The organism is Ornithinibacillus gellani, from assembly GCF_003730295.1.
In the GTDB taxonomy this organism is placed as follows: Bacteria; Bacillota; Bacilli; order Bacillales; family Amphibacillaceae; genus Ornithinibacillus_A; species Ornithinibacillus_A gellani.
Genome location: NZ_QTSZ01000051.1, coordinates 40377 through 58820, shown reverse-complemented (window position 1 = coordinate 58820; position 18444 = coordinate 40377). Strand labels below are relative to the sequence as shown.

The 18444-nt window shown below is 38.5% G+C and carries 18 protein-coding genes and 1 pseudogene; 15 read left to right on the top strand and 4 right to left on the bottom strand.

Annotated elements, in window-relative coordinates:
- Positions 1-353: 353 nt before the first annotated feature.
- Entirely contained in the window at positions 354-2285 is a 1932-nt protein-coding gene (locus DX933_RS16065; protein WP_123317450.1) for a CDP-glycerol glycerophosphotransferase family protein, read from the bottom strand.
- 455 nt (positions 2286-2740) lie between these two features.
- Between DX933_RS16065 and DX933_RS16060 the strand changes: the two genes are divergently transcribed.
- From DX933_RS16060 to DX933_RS16050, 3 genes and pseudogenes are all read left to right on the top strand, one after another.
- The gene (locus tag DX933_RS16060; RefSeq protein ID WP_123317449.1) at positions 2741-2923 is read left to right on the top strand and encodes a hypothetical protein; all 183 of its coding nucleotides are present in this window, start codon (positions 2741-2743) and stop codon (positions 2921-2923) included.
- A 183-nt stretch (positions 2924-3106) separates the two neighbouring features.
- Positions 3107-3487: pseudogene (locus tag DX933_RS16055) on the top strand (HIRAN domain-containing protein); the annotation flags it as partial.
- A 104-nt stretch (positions 3488-3591) separates the two neighbouring features.
- Positions 3592-4464 carry a M23 family metallopeptidase gene (locus DX933_RS16050; RefSeq protein WP_123317447.1) on the top strand — a complete coding sequence of 291 codons (873 nt, stop codon included), beginning with the start codon at positions 3592-3594 and terminating at the stop codon, positions 4462-4464.
- Between the two features lie 47 nt (positions 4465-4511).
- On the opposite strand, the gene DX933_RS16045 is transcribed toward DX933_RS16050, so the two are convergent.
- Positions 4512-5354 (bottom strand): aldo/keto reductase, encoded by an 843-nt coding sequence (locus tag DX933_RS16045; protein ID WP_123317446.1) that lies wholly within the window; start codon positions 5352-5354, stop codon positions 4512-4514.
- Between the two features lie 156 nt (positions 5355-5510).
- On the opposite strand from DX933_RS16045, the gene DX933_RS16040 reads away from it, so the two are divergent.
- The 7 genes from DX933_RS16040 (at position 5511) to DX933_RS16010 (ending at position 12716) form a co-directional block, all read left to right on the top strand.
- Positions 5511-6287 (top strand): MurR/RpiR family transcriptional regulator, encoded by a 777-nt coding sequence (locus DX933_RS16040; protein ID WP_123317445.1) that lies wholly within the window; start codon positions 5511-5513, stop codon positions 6285-6287.
- A gap of 238 nt (positions 6288-6525) precedes the next feature.
- Positions 6526-7461 carry a 1-phosphofructokinase gene (pfkB, locus tag DX933_RS16035; protein ID WP_123317444.1) on the top strand — a complete coding sequence of 312 codons (936 nt, stop codon included), beginning with the start codon at positions 6526-6528 and terminating at the stop codon, positions 7459-7461.
- A complete protein-coding gene (locus DX933_RS16030) occupies positions 7454-8866 on the top strand; it encodes a PTS fructose transporter subunit IIC (RefSeq protein WP_123317443.1) in 1413 nt (470 codons plus the stop codon). Before pfkB ends, DX933_RS16030 begins: the two co-directional genes overlap by 8 nt.
- Positions 8866-9327 carry a PTS sugar transporter subunit IIA gene (locus tag DX933_RS16025; protein WP_223806008.1) on the top strand — a complete coding sequence of 154 codons (462 nt, stop codon included), beginning with the start codon at positions 8866-8868 and terminating at the stop codon, positions 9325-9327. Before DX933_RS16030 ends, DX933_RS16025 begins: the two co-directional genes overlap by 1 nt.
- Positions 9328-9378: 51 nt before the next feature.
- Entirely contained in the window at positions 9379-10236 is an 858-nt protein-coding gene (locus tag DX933_RS16020) for a Cof-type HAD-IIB family hydrolase (protein WP_123317441.1), read from the top strand.
- Positions 10237-10370: 134 nt separating this feature from the next.
- Positions 10371-11351 carry a tagatose 1,6-diphosphate aldolase gene (locus tag DX933_RS16015; RefSeq protein WP_123317440.1) on the top strand — a complete coding sequence of 327 codons (981 nt, stop codon included), beginning with the start codon at positions 10371-10373 and terminating at the stop codon, positions 11349-11351.
- Between the two features lie 387 nt (positions 11352-11738).
- Positions 11739-12716: an NAD(P)H-quinone oxidoreductase gene (locus tag DX933_RS16010; protein WP_123317439.1), complete on the top strand. Its 978-nt coding sequence runs from the start codon at positions 11739-11741 to the stop codon at positions 12714-12716.
- Positions 12717-12780: 64 nt separating this feature from the next.
- On the opposite strand, the gene DX933_RS16005 is transcribed toward DX933_RS16010, so the two are convergent.
- The gene (locus tag DX933_RS16005; protein WP_123317438.1) at positions 12781-13236 is read right to left on the bottom strand and encodes a helix-turn-helix domain-containing protein; all 456 of its coding nucleotides are present in this window, start codon (positions 13234-13236) and stop codon (positions 12781-12783) included.
- Between the two features lie 601 nt (positions 13237-13837).
- Between DX933_RS16005 and DX933_RS15995 the strand changes: the two genes are divergently transcribed.
- From DX933_RS15995 to DX933_RS15975, 5 genes are all read left to right on the top strand, one after another.
- Entirely contained in the window at positions 13838-14101 is a 264-nt protein-coding gene (locus DX933_RS15995) for a hypothetical protein (protein WP_123317436.1), read from the top strand.
- 312 nt (positions 14102-14413) lie between these two features.
- On the top strand, positions 14414-14866 hold the full coding sequence (locus DX933_RS15990; protein WP_223806007.1) for a hypothetical protein: 453 nt from the start codon (positions 14414-14416) through the stop codon (positions 14864-14866).
- A gap of 79 nt (positions 14867-14945) precedes the next feature.
- Positions 14946-15242, top strand: a complete 297-nt coding sequence (locus DX933_RS15985) for a hypothetical protein (protein ID WP_123317435.1) — start codon at positions 14946-14948, stop codon at positions 15240-15242.
- 162 nt (positions 15243-15404) lie between these two features.
- Positions 15405-16274, top strand: a complete 870-nt coding sequence (locus tag DX933_RS15980) for an AraC family transcriptional regulator (RefSeq protein ID WP_123317434.1) — start codon at positions 15405-15407, stop codon at positions 16272-16274.
- 332 nt (positions 16275-16606) lie between these two features.
- Positions 16607-16840: a hypothetical protein gene (locus DX933_RS15975; RefSeq protein WP_223806006.1), complete on the top strand. Its 234-nt coding sequence runs from the start codon at positions 16607-16609 to the stop codon at positions 16838-16840.
- A 338-nt stretch (positions 16841-17178) separates the two neighbouring features.
- Here DX933_RS15975 and DX933_RS15970 read toward each other — a convergent pair whose 3' ends face one another.
- Positions 17179-17973: a CYTH domain-containing protein gene (locus tag DX933_RS15970; protein WP_123317432.1), complete on the bottom strand. Its 795-nt coding sequence runs from the start codon at positions 17971-17973 to the stop codon at positions 17179-17181.
- Positions 17974-18444: the final 471 nt, after the last annotated feature.

Below are 18444 nucleotides of genomic sequence, written 5' to 3'. Positions count from 1 at the left end.
ATGTTGAAATCAGGTAGCCTTGAACTTTCCTGCTTAAACGGTGTAGATACGCATATCATTCAAACAGTCATAAGCAACATGTGCATAATGATTGTGGTCCACGTTTTTACCACACTGCCTTCTTTTGTACCAGTATTTGCCAAACCATTTACCAAGTGACGCCAACAGACTTTACCAAGCAGTAAAAGGCTTATGATGTTTTTTCCTCAAGCAGTAGGAATCCTATATTCCACTACCATTGACCCCTAAAAAAATAAACCTCATTGTTCTGCAAAACAATGAGGCTAGGAAGAAAACGATTTATAAAACTCTAGTATGATCTCCCATTAGCACGTCTACTTCGTACGCAATACTTATTCCAATATTGTGTTGATCTCTATAAACGTATTTTCCGTATTATCACCATTCGTGCACTCTACCATTTGATTGAACTTCTCAATGTGATGTTTCGCTTGTTGACGATTGTAGTTCTGTTCAATGGCTTGATGGAGCTCGTTAAAGCTATAGACCATGTCACCAAATGCGTTATGGGCCTGCAGGATATTTGGTGTGCCATATTCCTTCTCTGCGCGTTCCTTGTCCTCCCAATAAAACACAACATTGGTACCACCAGAAAAGCTCATGAACGATACAGAGGAATAATCCGATATCAATACTTTCGTTTTGAGCAAGGCATCTTTTATGTCATCCTCATAAAAGTATTGTTGGTAGGCATGATAAAAGTCTGGAAACTGTTCTTGCAGAATGATTTTTGCTTTCGGATGCAGGACAATATTGATTTTCTTATCTGCATAAAAATCATTATTTCGGATCAAATCGATAAATTGCAAATACCGATAAATATAGCTACCATCCTCTATATGCCCCGTCAAATCCCAAGGCCTCCAGGTCAGTAGAAAGGTAATTTCATCCTTCGTCTTATCCCTTGATTCTACATATAGATCCAGATTTGGAAGGCCAGTTACGATGAGTTCCTCTTCCTTGTAGTTCGTGCTTTTTAAGAAGGTGTCCTTTTCAAATTGCGAATTTACGATAATATAATCCGGTGAAATAGGCACTTTCTTATTATAATATCCTCTTTCAAACACATTCGTAGCGAGTGAAACGCCATGCTGCAGAAATATCTTATTTTCATTTTGCAACACTTTTCTTTTGATCAAACCGTCGTTATCATACAATCTTCTTTGGATATGGGTGACCAAATCTGAAGAAATAAAGCTCCGCCCCAGAAAAATATGATAAAAGGCGGGAAAACTATTTTTAGCAAATAAGTTCTTTGGATATTGCTTTTTAAGTGATTCAAACTGATCATTCTCACGATCCAGTATATAGATGCTGTTTTTATTCTTCGTGATTGAATGTTTAAATAGTTCGAAGCCCGATTCTGAGGCTCCCTGTGAAAACTTCTCAAAATATATATCATAGACATCTTTATTCCACTTGAACCTCGTCACAAGGTAGGCAAGGAATTCCTTGAACACAATCAGCTTGCTTAAATACGTGGAAACCACAATGACAAACTGACCGGTAATGGATTTTCTTACATACATTTCTACCTCTGTATTCGGAATTTTGGTAGATAGCGTATTGTAAATGAAATGCTTTTTATTATATTTGTCACTCGATTTACCATTAAAGTTGTAATAGTAATCCAGCTCCCTATTATGCAGCTTCACAAACATCGGATTATTGATCTCACTAACATCCTCATAATGCGCATAAATATCCTTTAAAGGAATCCTAACCCAATAGATATGCGCAAGCAAAAGTAACTTATTGGTCTTATAGGAAAGTAAGGAACGAATCTTCTTCGGAAACAGAAAATGCACCTTATACTCCTTCGCCTTATCATAGCCAACAGAGACACTAATATCCTGGAAGTTATACTCCCTAAACCGCAACACACCAAACACATGCAATGAGGAGAACATCGCCAACAGAAAAGTCCTTAGCATCGGATGCTTCTCACACTTATCCGCAATCTGCATCGGCGAAAGAAAGTGATGCCGCTTACTCCGCACAAATGAAATGTTCTTATTCGCATCCGCGTAAAAGATAATCTGCTCATTACCAAACGCTTCCGTAGCAATAAGCTCCATTTCATTGTAATCCTCCGCCTTCACCTTCTCCATCCCATGATTCCGATAAACATAATACTTCTTATTATGCTTCTTACCTTTAAGGTTGGTATTCCCACTAAAATCACAAAAGCCATTCTGCAAATGAACTTGACCACCATAAAACTCACAAAAACGATTACCCAGCTGCTCAACAAAAGATGCCACTATATCTCAAAACTCCTTTGGTTTCTGTTCACCTAGATTCTGCTAAAGCGTATTATAACGTATTTTTTTCGATGCGTAAAATTGAAAAAGGAAGATTAGTGGCAGCAAAGAGCGCTTGGAAGGGGAATGAACGTGAATTGTAATTTTATCACGTAAGCATGGTGGAGAAGGATGAAAACGGTGATGGTGGGGGGAGTGGAGAGGTGGTAAGAGAGGAGTTTATGTTAGTGGTGGCGGAAGGATGACAAGTTGGATAGGTTATACTTAATTGGACAGATTCGTAGTGGTGCGAATATCTATTTTTCATAAAAAATACTATTTTAAAGGATTTTCCTTGTTTGATGAATAACTTATATAGTGTGACTTTTAAATGAAAGAGGAATAGAAAAATCAGTTATCCAGTAGCATGTTTAATTCTTTCCAGATATTAAATATCTAAGATAGGGTGATTATGATTGAAACGAAAAACAAAGGTTCATATCGTTGGATGGATACTAATTGGCATCCTAGGATTACTCAAATGGCAATATCCAGAAGAAACTTATATCATAACTTCTGGCTTTGGGGGACTTATTGTTGTTCTATTTGTTTCTTATTTGATTTTTTATCCGTTAATAGGAAATAAAAAGAACAAATAAGTTTAACCACCACGTATGATGATAAAAATTATTTCATGTGCCTATACTTATTCTGTGTTTTTCGGACGGAAAATTGAGATATTCCTAGTGATATAATGAATGATTTGGATAAAAATTCGGTTGTAAGACTTTTAATGTACCGAAAAGACTGGATTCTTAGTTGGTATGAAAGAGGTGGAATTCATGAATGAAAGAGCATTTGAACGGTGGCTGATTTGGCAAAATATTAAGACCAGGCAACGATATCATGTTGGTAGGTTACTTCACCAAGACGGTACGTATACTTTTACCTACGAAACGAACGGTTATAGAAGAAAGTTAGCTGAAGCAATGGACAATGATTATCGACCGCATTTGGCGTTTCCAGATACGAATAAAGTGTACACTTCGGATAAACTTTTTGGTCCATTTGCTAGGCGATTACCAGACCCGAGAAGACCAGATTATCAGACTGTACTACAAAATTTAGGACTTTCTAATGATTGTACAGAAATGGACGTTTTACGTGCAACTGGAGGTATTTTAGCCACAGACTCATATGAATTTGTAGCACCAACCTTCGTAGAAAGTAAACTCACCGCTTCCAAGTCCCCCTAGTATTATGGTTATGTGTTACGATGGTGCTAATACATACAGAGATATCATATGAAATCACTAGGAGAGATACAATGAATTCAACTGAATTACCCGATCTGTTGTTGAGTGCCGATTATAAAAAGGTACACAGTCAGATGAGTGAAGCATTTCGGAATGAAGTATCCTTGAGGCAACTACGGAAGTTAGGAAAGAAGTTTCATCGGGATGTGGAGGCATACATTTTCCAAAACAAGCTGCCTCTTGCGGAAGGAGTCATGCAATATAGTTGGATGGACGAGCGCCAAACGAAAGGTTTGAAGGCAGTATTTGATGTGCATGCTACGATTCTCGGTTTGCAGATGTTTCCACTTTCCAAGCATCCTGAAACAGACCAGATTTATACGAAGACGGTTTTTGATCTCCCTTTTAAGGATGAATGGTTCGTGTTTTGGGGTGGTACAAACAATCTCGTAAACTATCATTATGACTATGAAAACCAGCGCTATGCCTATGATTTCATCATTATGCAAGGGGACAGTTCTTATGATGGCAATCCTGCCTTAAATGAGAGCTATTATGCATTTGGAAAAGCATATCTGGCACCAGCTGATGGTACGGTTGTTGCTGTGGAAAATGATGTGAAGGACAATGAACCGGTTGGAAAGATGAATGAGGATGATTTGAAGGGAAACTATGTCATCATCGACCACGGTAACTCGGAATATAGTTATCTGGTGCATTTCAAACATCAGTCTATCCAAGTGAAACCAGGTGATCAGGTGAAGCGAGGCGACCTGCTTGGACAAGTCGGCAATTCCGGACATTCAAGTGAAGCGCATATCCATTTTCATGTAGCTGATTCTCCGGACCCAATGACCTCCAAAAGCATTCGAATTAAGTTTGGGGAAAAAGCGGAAATGAAACAAGGAGATGTCGTTTCAAATGAAAAGAAACCGCTAGAATAATGGCGCTGTACCCATTATTCTAGCGGTTGTTATACATAAATTCTACCTTAAAATTCCTCATAAACGGCTGGGTCTTGATCTTTTTGACGCCCATCTGGGCGAGTGAGCGCATGGATTGCATTCATTTCTGCTTCATCAAGAGAAAAATCAAAAATAGAAATGTTTTCTATTTGTCTTTTTCTTGATGCAGATTTAGGAATAGGAATGGAGCCAAGCTGATGGTGCCAACGCAAAATGACCTGTGATGGTGTTTTTTGATATTTGGAAGCAATTTGTTGAATCGCCTCTTTTTCAAAGATGTGATTCGCACGTGCAAGTGGACTCCATGACTCGGTTTGGATATCATGTTCAGCATGCCATTTTCTTTGCTCCGCTTGATTGAAGAAAGGATGCAGTTCAATTTGATTGATACTTGGTTTTACGCCTGTTTCTTTTTCTAGTCGTTCCAAATGCTCCGGTAAAAAATTACACACACCAATGGAACGAACAAGTCCCCATTTTTGGGCTTGAATCAATGACTCCCACGCTTCCACATAATGATCCTGGATCGGGTTTGGCCAATGAATCAAATACAAATCATAATAATCTAAGTTGGCACGATAAAGCGATTCTTGGATAGTAGGAATCGCGCGCTCATATTCCTGATAGCGCCCCGGCAACTTGGACGTAATCCGCAATTCCTCTCTTGGAACGGTACTCCGTCGAACTGCTTCTCCCACGGTTCCCTCGTTCTCATAATTATAAGCAGTATCAATCAGTCGGTAGCCTATATCAATCGCACTTTCTATCGATTGAACACCAGCATTCCCATTCAGCGCATACGTACCAAATCCAATTGCCGGTACATTTAAGCCATCATTCAAAATAATCTCCGGAATTTGCTTATTCATTCACTATCAGCTCCTAACGATATATTATTAGATTATCATTAGGGGAAGAAGGATATCAATAAAATGCAAAGGAAAGACTTTTTGTTTCATTTCGGACACGTCCTTTTTATTTATGCTACCATAATATAAACAAACCAATCGTTAGGAGTTGCGAAAATGCAGGAAATGATATTTGACATTTCGCCTGATAAATACAATACCTTAAGTGAAGCTGAGCGTTATTTATTAAATTATATTTATGAACACTTAGATGATATTTCGACGATGTCCATTGTTAAGTTAAGTGAGAATGCTAACGTCTCTACGGCTACAATTGTTCGTTTGATGAAGAAGATTGGTTATGACGGTTATACGTCTTTTAAATACGCCATTCATGAAAAAATGGGGGCACCCAAAGTTCATAAGGAACTAGAAGATATTGATATCAAGATAAAACGTGCTATTCTCAAAAATGAAAGCGAAGTCATTAAAACCATACAGATGCTATCGATTGGAACCATTGAAGATGCGATACAAAAAATAAACGACTCACAAAAAATCTATATTTTCGCAAGAGGTTTTTCGGAAATGATTGCAAACGAAATGGCGACGAAGCTGCAGTTGCTTGAGAAAAATTGTGAGGTGCACAATGATCCGAATATCATTAAAATGAAATCACAAAAGCTGAAAGGAAAGGAATTAGCTATTTTTGTTTCTTTAAGTGGAGAGACGCAGGAATTGATTGAGGCTTGTAAAAATTTACGGATTAATAATATCAGTACGATTACTTTAACTACGAAAATGGACTCGAGCCTGGCCAAACTATCAGAATTAATTTTCTTGGGATATAAAGATTCACATTCTTATTTTCCCGATTATGAGGTTCGCTCAAGGCTTCCGCTCCAAGTGATATCCCGTATATTGCTGGATGCATATGTGATTCGTACGACATGATTTTTTTACTTAAACATTAATAGTATAGTGACAAAGGGGTGTTCATCCAATCATTGGTTGAACACCCTTTTTTATTTGCAATAAAAGAATGTACTCCTTTTTATCATCCTCGGTTATGTTCTCATGTCATCTATGACCAAGTTAAGAACACAACTCCAATGTAAACCTTTACACAAGCTGAAAACATTTACATCCTTTTTTGTGAAATAATAAATATAACGTTAAGGGAGGTGATTGGATGATATATACATGTACGTTAAACCCAGCAATTGATTTATTCATTGAAGCAGATGATTTGCTGCCGAATAAAGTAAACAGAACGAAATCGGAAGACTATCAAGCAAATGGAAAAGGTGTTAATGTTTCAATCATCTTGAAAAAATTAGGGATGGGTAGTACAGCACTCGGTTTTAAAGCTGGTTTTACAGGAGCTTATATACAAGATGAATTGCACGCAATGGGTATTGATACTGATTTTGTTGAAATTGACGGGATTACACGAGTGAATATATTTGTCCATACGGGAGACCAAGAATACAAAATTGTGAATCGAGGTCCTAACGTAGACACGAATGCTTATAACAAAATGATTGAAAAGATAAAGTCGTTGCCAGACCAATCCACATTGTTTGTTTCAGGAAGCGCTCCAAGAGGCGTTGATGAGTCTATATATAAAGAAATTGCTAAGATTGCTTTTGATAAACAAATAGATTTGATTCTAGATATTAGTTCCGAAGTATTAATGGATTGTTTGCAATATAATCCATTTCTTATTAAACCAAATAAAGAGGAATTGGCTCATTTTTATGGTAAAGAAGATTTGACGGAAGATGACATTATTTACTACGGACGAGATCTTTTGGACAAAGGTGCAAAACACGTCTTAATAAGTTTGGGTGAGGATGGAGCTATTTATATAGATAAAGATCATTTGTTAAAAGTGTCTTCTCCTAAAGGAAAGGTCGTGAACACGGCATGTGCAGGAGACACAATGCTCGCCATGTTTTATCAAAAAATGCAGGCAGGTTTTTCAATTGAGGACACTATGGTTTATGCTTCCGCCGCAGGATCTTCAACAGCATTTTCGGAAGGATTAAGTGATTTACAGGATGTTAGTGAGTTAATGAAACAGATTAATACGATTAATTTAAGGGGAGGAAAGAAGAATGGGTAAAGTGAAAATCGTAGCTGCTACTGGTTGTCCTACAGGAATAGCCCATACATTTATGGCTGAAGAATCATTGAAAAAAGCTGCAGAGAAATTAGGGGTAGACATTAAAGTAGAAACGCATGGGCAAGTCGGTGTTCAACATCAACTAACAAGGCTAGATATTCAAGAAGCAGATGGCGTTATTATTGCTGCGGATAAGGATGTAGATGCTGGCAGATTTAAAGGTAAACCAACCATCGATGTTTCCGTAAGTAGAGGGATTAAAGACGCAGAAAACTTAATCCAACAAATTATCGATGGGAAAGCACGACCTTATAAGGGCGCAAGTAATAATGAGGCTGCTCAAGAAGATTCTTCTGAGACTAGTTCAGGTAAACTTGGAAGAACCATTTATAAACATTTAATGAATGGTGTCTCTCATATGCTTCCATTTGTAGTCGGTGGTGGTGTATTAATTGCTGTATCCTTCTTATTCGGTATTCATTCAGCTGAGCCAGATCATGCAACATACAATCAATTTGCTGAGTTTCTAAAGAATACTGGTGGCGTGGCCTTTGGCTTGATGGTGCCTATTTTAGCAGCATTTATAGCGCAATCCATTGCTCAACGTCCTGGTTTAGTCGCTGGTTTTGTTGGTGGTATGATTGCAGATACGGGGGGCGCAGGCTTCTTAGGTGGAATAGCAGCCGGGTTTATTGCTGGTTATATTATTCTATTGCTAATGCGCATATTTAAAGGCTTGCCAAAAACACTGGATGGCTTAAAAGCTATTTTCCTTTATCCGCTCCTGGGTATATTTTTAACCGGTGCTGCCATGTATATGATCGTTGGTCCAATGACGACGATTAATGAGAGCATGATGAGTTTTCTGTCCCAATTCCAAGGCTCGAATCCGATTCTTTTGGGATTGATCGTTGGGTGTATGAGTGCGCTTGACATGGGTGGACCTGTCAATAAAGCAGCTTATTTAACAGGTACAGCGTTATTATCTGATGGGAATTTCTACTTTATGGCAGGGGTTTCTGCTGCATGTATCGCGCCACCATTAATTACTGCTTTTGCAACAGTCTTTTTCAGAAAGTATTTTAACGAGCAGGAAAGAAATGCTGGATTGGTTAACTTTATTCTGGGATCCACACACATCACGGAAGGTGCCATTCCATTTGCTGCCAAAAACCCATTAGTCGTTATACCAATCTTAATGGTCGGCTCATCCATTTCTGCTATATTGACTTATTTATTTGCTGTTCAAGTGCCAGCACCACATGGCGGATTCCTTGTACTTCCAGTCGTCACACATGGATTCCTTTGGGTACTCGCAATTTTGATAGGTTCCATTGTAGGTGGATTTCTTTTCGGTTTTTATAAAAAGCGTTATTATGAGAAAAACGAGGTAGGTGTTGAATAGTGGAATTATTAAACAAACAATTGATAAAATACCAAACCCAATTAAACAGTCAAGAAGATGTATTCAATGAAATTGCCTCTCTTGCTGTAGAAGAAGGGATTGCAAGTAATAAAAAGCGAGTCGTTAAAGGATTAATGAAACGTGAAAAAGAAAGTACTACAGGCTTTTTTGATGGCTTTGCAATCCCGCATACAAAGGATAAAGCAATCAAAGAAGCAGCAGTTGTGATCATCGTCAATGAAGCTGGGATTGAGTGGCAGTCCATGGATGGAAAACCAGCAAAATTTTTCATATCGCTTCTCATCCCTGAAAAGGAAGCAGGTTCTACCCATTTGAACTTGCTTGCTACAGTATCTAAAATGCTTGTAAGTGATGAAGCACGAGCGGAACTGCTTCAGTTGGATAGTGCGGATAAGATTTATGATTACGTTAATAGTCATTTAGAAGAAGCCCTCAATTAGTATTGGAGTAAAACAGTGAAATAACAATGTGTTAGAGAGAGGGATTGACAGATGGGATTAATAGCCATTGATTTAGATGGTACGTTAATAAATAATCAACATCAAATAAGTACAGAAAACATTAACGCGATTAAACAGGCACAAGCACATGGTCATACCGTTGTCATTGGAACAGGAAGAGCTTATTTTGATGTTCAAGAAATATTTAAAAAAACTCATTTATCCTTATATATCATCGGAGCAAACGGAGCTACTGTTCATTCTCCATCGGGGACCTCCATATTATCCGTTCCGATGCCAGATGAGGATTCTGAGAGAATCGCCAATTGGCTTGAAGCGAATAATATCTATTATGAAGTCTTTTGTGAGCATGCGATTTACACCTTGGACAGCTCTAAAGATATCCTTTTTCAGGAAGTAAAGGATTTGGAACATCATGTTTCGAAAGAGGAATTTCAATTTATAAATATGCATCTCAAGAAGCAATTAAGCCAATCTGGTTACGCTTTTATGAATAGCTTTGGGGAAATTTTTCAGGCTCAAGAGAAAATCTACAATATCCTTGCTTATTCATTTATCAATCAAAAACGTTTGGCCGGTGTGAATGCGTTTAAGGATGAAAAAGACCTTACGCTAGTTACGTCATCTCCATTCAATTTTGAATTGGAGCACAAAGAAGCCTCCAAAGGAAATGCTCTGAAGTATTTAGCCAAAGTGTTAAATCTTGATTTGGATCAATCGCTAGCTATAGGGGATAGTGAAAACGACATCTCTATGTTCAAAGTGGTATCGAATAGTTTTGCCATGGACAATGCAAGCGAAGACGTGAAAAAGCATGCAAAATATATAACGAGTAGTAATGATGAGAACGGTGTAGCGAAGGCCATATATCAATTTATCACAGATTAACTAACCGTCAGTAAAGGCCTGATTCGTTCAACTAATAATCAGTGGGGAAGTGCGAAAGCCCCCACTGATTGAAGTTTCACTTTATAGAGTCATGCAAAAATAGCTACAAATATAAAACAGCTGGAGGAATAGTCATGCAACGTACACCAGGAAAACAAAAAGGCATAGAAGCGATTTCAGATGAAAATGGAATCGTGTTAGCTACCGCAATGGACCAACGTGGTTCATTAGGGAAGATAATTCAATCTTATAATGATAGCATTACTTATGACGAAGGTGTTTCAAAATTTAAGGAAGGGGTCAGCGAAGTGCTTGGAAATAAATCCTCCTCATTTTTACTTGACCCTGAATATGGCTGGGATGCTGCAAAGAAATTAAATAAAGATATCGGCCTGATCATGGCGTATGAGAAAACAGGTTACGACGCTTCCGAAAAAGGGCGTCTCCCCAATTTAGTCGATTATTATGCGGTACAAGACCTCGTTGAAGCAGGAGCGGATGCGATTAAATTACTCGTCTATTATGATATCGATGAAGAAGAAAAATACAATGACATGAAGAAAACGTTTATAAAGCGTGTTGGTGATGAATGTAAACAAAATGATGTCTTGTTTATATTGGAGCCTGTTTCTTACAGTGCGGCTGGCCTCGATTCGAAGGGCGCAGATTTTGCCAAAAGAAAACCAGCTATAGTGGCGTATTTCATGGAAGAATTTTCGAAGGATATGTACGGTGTAGATTTATTAAAAGTCGAGGTACCTGTGTCAATTTATCATATTGAGGGTCACTCGCAGTATGATAATTATGAGCCGGTTTATTCAAAAGAAGAAGCGGCTGCCTATTACCGTCAGTGCTCGGAAAAAAGTCGTCTGCCATTTATTTATTTAAGCGGTGGCGTAACGAATGAGCAATTTATTGACACACTTCATTTTGCAAAAGACGCAGGGTCTACGTTTAATGGATGCCTATGTGGACGTGCAATTTGGAAAGACGGTGTCCGCCCATTCGCAGAAGAAGGCGAAGAAACTTACGTCAATTGGTTAGAGACAACCGGCATCAAAAATTTAGAAAATGTACGTGAAGCCGTGCGGGAAACTGCTACACCAGTGAGATAATAAAAAACAGTAATCATTTGTTTGGCGTATTAAATTGAAAACGAACCTTAACCATAAAGGCTGGGGTTCGTTTTTTAGTATTTGAAACGGCTCGGATTGATTTGTTTTTCCATTCTAGGATGAGTCGTTTGTGTGGCGAGGTGGAATATCATTTAGAATATGAAAACCAACAGGGCGACCCGCTCGGTTAAATCGGAAATTCTAGGAATCAAGTGATTCGCATATTTGTAGTTGATACTCCGAAATGATTGACTTCCAAAAGCATTCAGATTAACTTTGATGAAAAAGAGGAAATTAAACAAGGTGATGTTATTTCATTTAGATGTTAGAATCAATTTCTAATAGGTAGTTCAGTATCCAATAAAAGTGATTATGGGAGGGCCAATGATGAAAGCAATTACTGTAAAACAGCCAGGTGGAGCGGAACAATTACAGGTTGTGGACTATGAAAAGCCCACGCCAAAAGCGGGAGAATTATTAATCAAGGTTAAGGCAGCTGCAGTGAATCGAACCGATATCGTGAATCGGGAAAGCAGCTCAGGATATTTAAACCATCCGATATTAGGTATCGAGGTTGCTGGAATCGTTGAAAGTGCGGGAGCGGATACGAAAACACCAGTTGGCACGCGTGTGATGGGGCTTGTCAATGGCGGGGCATATGCGGAATATGCTGTGATGCTAGATGAGAGGGCGATAGAGATCCCTGAAAACTTTTCATTTGAAGAAGCTGCTGCCATTCCAGAGGTGTTCATCACTGCTTTTCAAACACTATTTTGGATTGGAAAATTATCCGCAGGCGAAACGGTATTAATTCATGCTGGCGGCAGTGGCGTTGGAACAGCGGCGATTCAACTCGCCAAACAACTGGCCAATGCAAAAGTCATTACAACAGCTGGATCTGACGAGAAGTTAGCGTTTTGCCGTTCACTAGGTGCGGATGTATGCATCAATTATAAAGAACAGGATTTTGACAAAGAAGTCTTGAAGGCGACCCAGGATCAGGGCGTCGATTTGATCCTCGATTTCGTCGGGGCATCTTATTGGAATAAAAACCTTGCAAGCATCGCAGTCGATGGGCGCTGGGTACTGATTGGAGTCTTGGGTGGGGCCGAGATAGAAAAAATGAATATCATGGACATCCTCTCCAAGCGCATCCAATTGACTGGAACGCTGCTCACACCAAGAAGTGACGCGTACAAGGCAGAACTGACAGCTGATTTTTACAACCAAACAAAAGAGCTCTTCCACAGCAACAAGATGCTTCCTATCATCGATTGTGTATTTCCGCTTGAGCAAATCCAGCAAGCACATGAACATATGGAGAGCAATAAAAATACCGGAAAGATTATATTGAAGGTGGATTAGAGAGCGGCAAAATAAAAAGCCTGATTTCTTGTAGCACTTTGCAAGGAATCAGGCTTTTCTATGCTTATTCAACATATTTATTTTTCAAATTGTCAGATCCAATCCCACCAATAATCAAGAAAACCAATGGAATAAAATTGGATAAGTTTCTTGGTAGGCCTTCTGGGATGGTAATACTTGCGCTGACAAAATAATGCAAGCCCATGATAACCAATTTGGTAATTAACAGAAATGCGCCTAGCAAAAATACACTGTCAAAAAACGTTTTCCATTTGGGGTAGGCCAACTGTTTGCTGTCTCGAATTACTTTTTCCTTCAATTCCGCGTCACTCCTCAACATTTCATCTATTGTGATACCGAATAGATCACTTAAATCGATGATCACTTCGATACTTGGATAGTTCTTTCCAGTTTCCCATTTCGAAACAGACTGACGACTAACATGAAGTTTTTCAGCAAGATCGGTCTGTGACCAATTTCGTTTTTCACGTTCTTTTTTCAACCGTTCATTAAAAATCATGTTAATCATCCCTTTCCACAATTTCTATTATTGGAGGAGTGAGCAGCGAAGTAAAGATAGTTATAGGCGCACCGAGGTGCAACCGCAAGTTGCGGGCCTTCACATCAAGGTTTTCAAGTTAGCAGTTCCAGAAAAAAGTTTAGCTGAAATTAGTATAACATGGTTTATTTTTGTTTCCGTATTTGCATGTTTCCTGGCTGTTGCGCGAAAATAATTACAAAAGCGCAAAAATTTTAAAAAATAGCTTCACAAATGGAAATTTTCTGATATGATATAGGTATATATACTTAGTTCCAAAGATGGGAGAGGTTAAAAGAACTAGAAAAGATTGTATGTTATCCATTTTTCGACAAATGCTGTGAATGTAAACCAAACGAACTTGACCTTCAAAAGAATCTTCATCCAGAAAAGCTTCTATTTGAGAAAATCCTTCCATGTCACAACTTCTAGAATCTCACTTATATTTACCCTTATTTTTCTAAGTAACTACATGCTGTATGTTTACTGCTACCGTCATTCCAGGCGAGGGGGGCGGGATTGTTCTGCATGCCTTGCTACATATGTTTTCTTGTGACCAAAAATAGAATAGGGATGTGTAAAAATGTTAAAAGGATATGTCAAACACATTTTGTATCTGCCTTACAAAGCCGAGAAAAAAGTTCCTTATCTGGACAGCCATGTGCCAACTATTTGTCCAGTTTGCGAAGTACTGCAGGAACCTGAGCCGACAGCGATTAGCTATTACATGGAGCATGTCGCAAAGGTCGAATTTTATTGCGTCAATCCAAAATGCCAATCCACCTTTTCCGCATTATACAACCAAGGCGCTTACGATAACAAATACCACTTCTTTACCTTTTTATAGGGGAGGGGGTGTTTATACTCTCATAAATTGGATTCAAGGTTTTAACAGCTTCTAACATCCACTGGAAAGCGTATCTGATCCATCACAAATTGGATACATTATGCTTTCAATCACTTCCAAATACGCTTAAGCAGAACCTGTTGCAGAGGTGGGTTTTGCGCCGGGGTAGATGGGAGTGATTTTTTTATGAGATTTACTTGGTTGGGGTAGCCCAAAAGATGTGTTTGCTTAATGAATTCAATTGATAGATAATTGAATAAATATAGATTTTGCTAACACGAATCAAAAATATAGTTTGCCAATGGAGGGAAAATGATATGGCTGAGATCCTGTTATTTCACCATGCAATGGGACGAACGGAAGGTATACTTACTTTCGCGGACAAGATTAGGGAGGCTGGTCATACTGTACATGTTCCTGACCTTTATGAAGGGCGCCTATTTTTCTACAATTGAGGACGGTGTAGCCCATGCTGAGGAAATTGGATTGGAAGAGATCATCGAGCGAGGAGTAAACATCGCGCGCGAGCTACCGCATAAGATGGTTTATGCAGGATTTTCACTCGGTGTTATGCCAGGACAAAAGCTCGCGATGACATGTGAAGGCGCACAGGGTGCATTATTCTTTGGCTCTTGCATTCCTGCATCGATGTTGGGATCTTCTTGGCCAGTAAATCTGCCCGTGCAGATTCACGCAAAGGATGCGGATTCCACCGAATTGCTATTGCAACGTGTACATGATTTCCTACAGCGATTGGATGAGTAGCATGCAAACAGGGGCGTATAAAAATTAAATCATCGTCATGGGCTTTATTTTAATGTGAAAGTTGATGGAGAGGAAGCAGGTGGATATATTGTTCAAGAAAACAGTATATGTGGTGCACGGATTGATATTCTTATTGGTAACTGTTATTGGCATAGGTCCAGTATTTAGCATAGCCACACCAGACCCAGGTGGATCCTACAAGGTTTGGACTGTAATGATTGTGATTTTTGATTTGCTTGTGTTGGTATCTGCTTTTATACAATTAAAGATAAGGAAAACTTGGGTGCTAATATTATCCGCACTAGGATTGGTAGCTCTATTTGCCGTAACATTGCAATACATATATCCTTACATGCTGGATTTTTTTGTGAAATGAATTGGGTAATACATAACAGGCAAGTCACAGGGAAGTCTACACTTATTTTTGATTCACGACTGCTTTAACCCATGTTGTTTTATAGGGCTGTCATAACTAAGCATAAATTGACAGGATGTGCATTTCAAAAGTTGTTAGGATAAAAAATAAGGAGTTGAAGCTATGGCATGGGTAGAGTCGATACAAAAGGCAATTGAGTATGTGGAAAATAACTTATTAGAAGAAGTAACGATTGATAGCATTGCTAAACAAGCCAATGTGTCATCTTTTCATTTTCAGAGAACGTTTACAGTTTTAACAGATATAACGGTAGGTGAATATATAAGAAGGCGAAGGTTAACATTGGCTGGAGAGGAATTGCTGAATACAGATACGAAGATTATTGACATTGCCTATAAATATGGCTATCACACTCCCGAGGCTTTTTCCAAGGCTTTTCGCAGACAGCACAAGATCACTCCGAGTGAAATGCGAAAGAATAAGGGGAAGCTGCAATCCTATAACAGCCTGGTAATCCAGGTAACCTTGAAAGGGGCAGAACCAATGAAGTATAGTGTGATTGAGAAAGAAGCATTTCAAGTTGTTGGAGTGAAGCGGGAATTTTCTAGTGTGGCAATGGAAGAAAACGTGGCAGGAATACCTGAGTTCTGGGAAGAGGTCAATCAAAATGGAACGAGTGATTTGCTGTTTCAATTGAATGACGGAATCGTAAACGGTGTTTTAGGTGTTTGCGGAGAAATCACTGAAGCACAAAAGAAGGCTAATGTGTTCGATTATTGGGTAGCAACTTCTTACGCGGGGGAACTTCCTGAAGGGATGCATAGCATGATAATCCCTGCTTCCAAATGGGCAGTTTTTGAGGTGCACGGGCCAATGCCTTCTGCAATGCAAAATGCTTGGAAACGCATTTTCTCTGAATGGTTTCCTTCTACAGGATATGAGCAAGCCGGAACACCAGAATTTGAATTATATACAGATGAAGATCCGAACCATCCAGATTTATATTCGGAAATTTGGATACCGATAAAATAAGAAATTGATACGTAAATTTCAACGAATAGCAAATGAAAGCTATTCATGGCGGAAGCAAAAGTTACCTTATAAAAGTTACAACCGAAGCAAGTGTTGCGCTTCGGTTGCTTTCGCTTATTTCGTTTTCCAAATGGTAATGGGTATTATTCTTCACGTGAAACGTGTAATCTGCATCATAGATGTTATTAGTGTGGATATTCGGATTATCGTGTGGAATTGGAATTTGCTTGTATATGTAAAATAGATAAAAGGGAATGAATCAACAAGGTTTTTGTTCGACAAACGAACCAGATTGACACAAACCATAAATAAAAAAAGCGAGTGATATAATATTGAAGAATTATGTTGCGGTTACGTATGATGTCTGTGAACATAATGGTTTATACGAGGATATGAATGAATATGTTTTAGATTCCTCTGCCGATATAGACCAACAAGTAATGGGTTTTGCTGAAAAAGACATTGCTCCCTTGGTTAAAGTTTATGAGTCGGTTACAAGTGGTTTTGAAGCATTAACTCTGTATAAGGAATATAGGTTCAAGGAATATGAGTGCAATTGTGAATAGTAGAACGTTCTTCACGAAACGGGCGTGTTATTATAAGATTTATGTTTGTTTATAGGGTCGGATTGTTGAACCATGATTGTATTATTTAACTATACTAAGCAATGGAATTGTATCCATTTTTAAATTAAATTGAAAAGATTCAATTAAGCGTTATCCCAGCAGTTCCCCTGTCTGGACATGCTAGGCACCATGTTCCTTTCTTTACAAGTAAAGAGTAGTACTACGGTACATAATATAGGTGATGTCTGTTACCTATTTCTCGTTCGGCTTAGCGGCTGTGAAATCACGCTCTAAAATATTGGGTGTTACAATCTTCGTTTTGCCTTGAGATTTCCATTCTAACGGTCCATAACAAAGTTTGTTTTCGATGCTTGGTCTGTGCTTAGCCAATTTAGATGGGATAGTTCCTGAAACCATGCCTTTTCAATTTGGTCAGCTTCTGATTTTTTTGCTGTTTTGGTGGAGATTTCAACAACTGTATCTCCTTGATATGTCCATATTTCAATATCTGCTTCTGTCCCAAGAAAATAACCTGTATACGTTTGTACAGATGCGGGACCATAGGGAATCGTGTCATTCAGCGTTTCCTGGTACCATATTTTATTATCCCATCCTTCATATTTTTTGGGTGCTTCCTCTTTAAATAAACTTATCGCATAGCTTGGATTGATATCATCGAAATTTATTTGATTATTCTTTTTGAACTTTTCCTTACGACTGATAGAAAAAGTATCGATACGTTCTTTCCGGTCATTTTCGAATTTGTAATGATTCATATCTCCATGAAATCCTTTGGAATACGCCTCTTCAATCGCATCCGTTATTTCCATTCCCGGAAATACTTTCTTGTATGTCAGGTTTGCTTTTTTATCACCTTCGTATACGCGAAGCCGGTGAATATAATGATTTTTACGGAAAGTTTGTTCAGGCGTATCGAAATAATATACCTTTAGATTTTCATCGTGGGTAGCTTCAAATATTTGCAGTATCTCCGTTAAATCTGGAAAGGCATTCAGATCAAGATTGAATTTAACTTCATACCCTGGTTTAATGCTACTTTTGGCAAATACAGGGGTTGCCAGACATGCCATGATCGATAATAAAAAGGTGAAGAAAACCGCGACTCGCTTCATTGTATCATCCTCCCATTCATTCGTTTTTCTGAAGCTAATGTTTTTAATCGTTTATTTACATCAGTTTGCTTACGATGAAAGAAAATATACTTTAGTTGTATTTCATGGTAATGATATGGTGTCCACATCTATTATAGCTATAACAGAGATAGATGGAAAAATGACCGATTCAAATATTTTCAAATACTGGTGGTTTAAAACAATCCAAGTGGCTGGTTCAAGAGGGAAGTTGCATGCTGTATTTTGTCTGGATTTTTCCCTGTGTAAAATTTGCTTTACATGTACGAGATTCATTGCTTTCCGTATTGGCCATTCGTACAATATAGGTAGTAGCTGGTCTAGCGAGAGGTCGATTATAAATAAGGTGTGACATACATAGATGTTGAATATGGTACATGGTCCATGCGTTTCTGTGCTGCACATAATTAAAATGAATGAAGCAAAACTTCCGAGAATAAATGGCATTTCGGG